At 57.1% G+C, this 3747-nt stretch carries 3 protein-coding genes; 2 read left to right on the top strand and 1 reads right to left on the bottom strand.

Annotation, left to right across the window (positions count from 1 at the left end):
• Window positions 1-710: 710 nt before the first annotated feature.
• Window positions 711-2363 carry a hypothetical protein gene (locus tag K1Y02_25895; GenBank protein MBX7259814.1) on the bottom strand — a complete coding sequence of 551 codons (1653 nt, stop codon included), beginning with the start codon at window positions 2361-2363 and terminating at the stop codon, window positions 711-713.
• Between the two features lie 865 nt (window positions 2364-3228).
• Between K1Y02_25895 and K1Y02_25890 the strand changes: the two genes are divergently transcribed.
• Window positions 3229-3423: a hypothetical protein gene (locus tag K1Y02_25890; GenBank protein MBX7259813.1), complete on the top strand. Its 195-nt coding sequence runs from the start codon at window positions 3229-3231 to the stop codon at window positions 3421-3423.
• A 145-nt stretch (window positions 3424-3568) separates the two neighbouring features.
• Window positions 3569-3747, top strand: a 179-nt coding sequence (locus K1Y02_25885; GenBank protein MBX7259812.1) for a glycosyltransferase, incomplete at its 3' end; no start/stop codon positions are given.

Genomic DNA, 3747 nt, shown 5'->3' with positions numbered 1-3747 from the left:
TGCAAAAGCACGAACACAAGAACAACTCCACGATGCGATCGCGAGCGCACTCGAACAAATAACCCAAAAGGACATACAGGGCTTCTTTCGACACTGTTGTGTATGTATAAATTATTAAAATGCTCTAGACGAGCCTGTGCGGACCGCCGCCTTGGCGTGACCCGGTGGCGGAAATGTCCGAGATCCTGGGCTCGCCGTCCATTTTTGCCAACGTGGACCGATGGATAACCAAATGCGATTGCTTGATTTCGATAAAGAATTACCCCTCTCCTAGGTTTTCTTTCGGCGGTACGTTCCCTGGTCGCGATGGACGGCAACAACTCGGCCCCGGCGAATCCTCGACCGAAGGTCGGCGCGGTCACATGCGCAGGTCCGTCCCCCAGTTCCGCGAACTCTTCATGGACGACGCGACCAGCCGTTGCTATCCCGGCCCTGCGGCCCTGTGGTCGCCCTGAAAGTACACGCGCGGCGGATTTCCCCCTCGTTCCCAAGCTCAGCCTGCGAACGAGGGAACAATCCATGCGCACCAACAGGTTATCCCGGGCCGTCGTTAGCGGCCCAGGATAACCCGTTACCAGGAGCTTCTATGGGCTGCAGTTTCGCTTTTTCATAGAGCATCCGTTGCGACTATAGCGGAGCATTAACAGCAACCATCCTACGTAATTCTTGTCCGTGGGATGGGTTTCCCGGAGGAGAACCCATGCAATACCCTACAGGTGATGTTCGAATTCACCCTCCGGGCGTTTGATATGGCATACGGTGCAATCCAGCACGCCGGACACGCCCTGATGCATGATTGCCTGGGTATTGTCGGCGGGTGTTACAGTGGGGGTGATGGCGTGCGGGCTGCCATGGCAAACGGCACACTGAATTTCGTGGTGGCCGCGCGATTCCCGGTAGAGCAAGCCCTCTTCTTCAAAACTGAAATGCGCTCGCTGGTGGCAATCACCGCACTTAGGCTCATCCTGCCACGGGCGTCGCGCTGGTTCGGCCACTTTCTCCATGCTGCCGTGGCAGTCGGTACAGTTTATACCGGCAGCGAAGTGCACGTCGCGCTGGCAATTGGTCTCGACGCCCGGATGGCAGGCATAGCAGTTGTTTTGCAATGTCACCAGCCCCATACGGGCTGCATGGGCGCCGTGCATGGCACTGGAAAGACTTGGGACACCGGGAAGACCCGTAAGTCCTAGTGGGGCCTGCGCGTGACACGATCCGCATACCACCGGCTTTTGATTGATCAGGTCGGTACCGTGCAGTTTGTCGTGAGCCATCAGGATGTCCGTTCCGGTCATACTGCTGTCGTCGGGAGAATGGCACAAGTTACAGCTGATTTCCCAGGATACAGGAACCACAGTGTTTGTGCGGGCGATCTGGGTACCAGACCGGTCGACGGTGATCTTCGCGAGTTGATAGGCGTTCAACGCCCCGTGGTCGTCGATGGGCGTTGCGGGAATACCCGTCACTACCCAGTCACCTTCCTCTTTACGGGGCAACATCTGGCCTGCGAGACCGTTGCCCGTAAGTCCTACATCCAGTGGCAAGTCTACGCCAAACAAATCGAAGTCGTAGTCCCAGAAATTCGTCTTAAGGTACGACGTGGTGTTGCCCGGTATGCTGTAGTTGACCCGCAGCCGCTCGGTCAGTATTTTCGGAGAGCTTCCGCGGCGGATTACTTGCGCGTGCAACGTATTGAAGGGAGGCAGAATCATCAGTTCCGAAAAATCCTCGTTCATACAGTGCATGCCGAGATCGTTGTACCCGATCACGATGTAATCACCGAGGTTAAGCATATAGTTCTGGTGTTCCTCGGTAGTGGTGCCCGCGGCGACAGTTACCGTACGGGGAGCAGGAGTCTTCCAGTCTTTCCCTGCCTTGAAGGTAACCTGATGTGCACCGATCGCGAGGCCGCTGACTGTCTCACCGGAATGCAGCCAGGCACCGCCGTCGACCGACCATTGCGCTCCCTCATCTAACGCGGGAGCAGGATCGATGTATACGGTGAGCCCTCCGACTCTTACACCCACGAAGCTGTATTGTGCCTCGAATTTGGTGACCGTATTGCTGGCAATCTGAATCTGAAACGCATCCGGTCGAGTCCAGCCGTCCACATCATTAAAGGCAATGGTGTGTACACCGGATTTCAGACCATTGACCTGTGCACCACTCTCACTCCACGCACCGTCATCGACTCGCCAGCGTGCGCCCAACGCGTTGACCTCAGCCGGCAGGATGCTCACACTCAGGCTGCCTGATTCCACCGATGGTATCGTGTAGTCCACGTTGAGCTCCACCGCTTTCCCCGCGAGAATTTCAACGAGGACAGGCGCAGGCGATTTCCAGCCGGCGACATTCAGAAAAGTCACTTCATGTGTTCCAGGGGATAGCTCTGATACCCTCGTCCCGCTTCCTCTCCACCGACCTCCGTCTACCCGCCATCGTGCACCGTCTGAAACGGCCCGGTCAGGGTGAATAGTGAGCCGAAGGCTTGCGCCCGCATGCTCCTGCAGAGATCGCGCAGCAAGCGCGACCTGATCTTCCAGCATACAGGCGGGCAGGCACACCGGTATCAGTGCCAGTAACAGCACAAGCACGGGCTGGAATCGTAGAGTTGGTAGTCGCATACCGAATTCCTCCTATTTTACGTTGTTCCCATTTGACGAATTGAAGGTGGCCCAGAAGGATGCAATGCCCATTCCAAACTGAGAATGTTGACAGGTCCCTGCGTTGCGCTCATTTTTCCTTTCGCCGTCTTGGCTTCGCGGGACACGCCGTTCGCTTTCGCAGCGGAACGCGTGCGAGTGGATATCCGGGCTTTCCATCTTCTGGTCCATGAGACGAACTAAATCAGGACTTGATTACATCCGGACGCCGTTCTGGCTCATCTGGTGGGTGAGTTCGGTGTTGGTGAGGAAGTGTTCGAGGATAAAAAGATAAACTGAGACCGCCATCCGTTGACACCGCACGTCGTCTACGCCAGCCACCGCGCATGCCCAGACTTGCCCGAATCGTGGCGGATGGGGTGCCCAACATGAAATCCAGCGCGGAAACTACCACTAGGACCTCGTTATTGTGGAGGATGACCGGCGGGTCTATCTGTGCTTTCAGCGCCACACGCCCCCTCCGTCCCTGCGAAAACTGCCAATAGTTCTCCACCTGCGGGACATTCGGTATTGGCACCCCTATGCAAAAATGGTACAATGGAGGTGTTCAAGGCTTGGAGGAACACGCATGCCCACATTTGAGTACCATGCCATCCGTGCGGAAGGCGACGAGGAAAAGTCCTTCGTCGGCGGGGTGGTTATTGCCAAGGATCGCCACGACGCGAAGGCGAAGCTGATGGAGAAGGGGCTGAAGGCGACGATGTTGAAGCAGGCGCGGGGCGTGATGGCGGTTATCAAATGGCTGGATGCCGATATCCGGTAGGACCGGGCTGTAATTTCGCCGGAGCGGGCCGAATATGCTATCGTCGCATTCGGCCAAGGGGGAACAGAATCGAAGAATCAGGCGCGGGGCCGTGTGTGCCTGTATACTGCGGCGCTTCCGGGCGCTCTCCTACGAATGAGGACGGATGAAGCTTTGTGTCGTCATACCGGCTTGCAATGAAGAGGCCACCCTTGAGCCGCTGGCCGAGGGTATCGCGTCGGTACTGGCCGATCAAGAGTACCGCATCCTCTTCATCGACGATGGCAGCACCGACGGCTCCTACGCCGCCATGCTCCGGAGTCGCGAGAAGAATCCCCGCATCGA

This window comes from Candidatus Hydrogenedentota bacterium, from assembly GCA_019695095.1.
Taxonomy (GTDB): Bacteria; Hydrogenedentota; Hydrogenedentia; order Hydrogenedentales; family SLHB01; genus JAIBAQ01.
The sequence above is the reverse complement of the archived record's forward strand: the minus strand, read 5'-3'. Positions and strand labels throughout refer to the sequence as shown.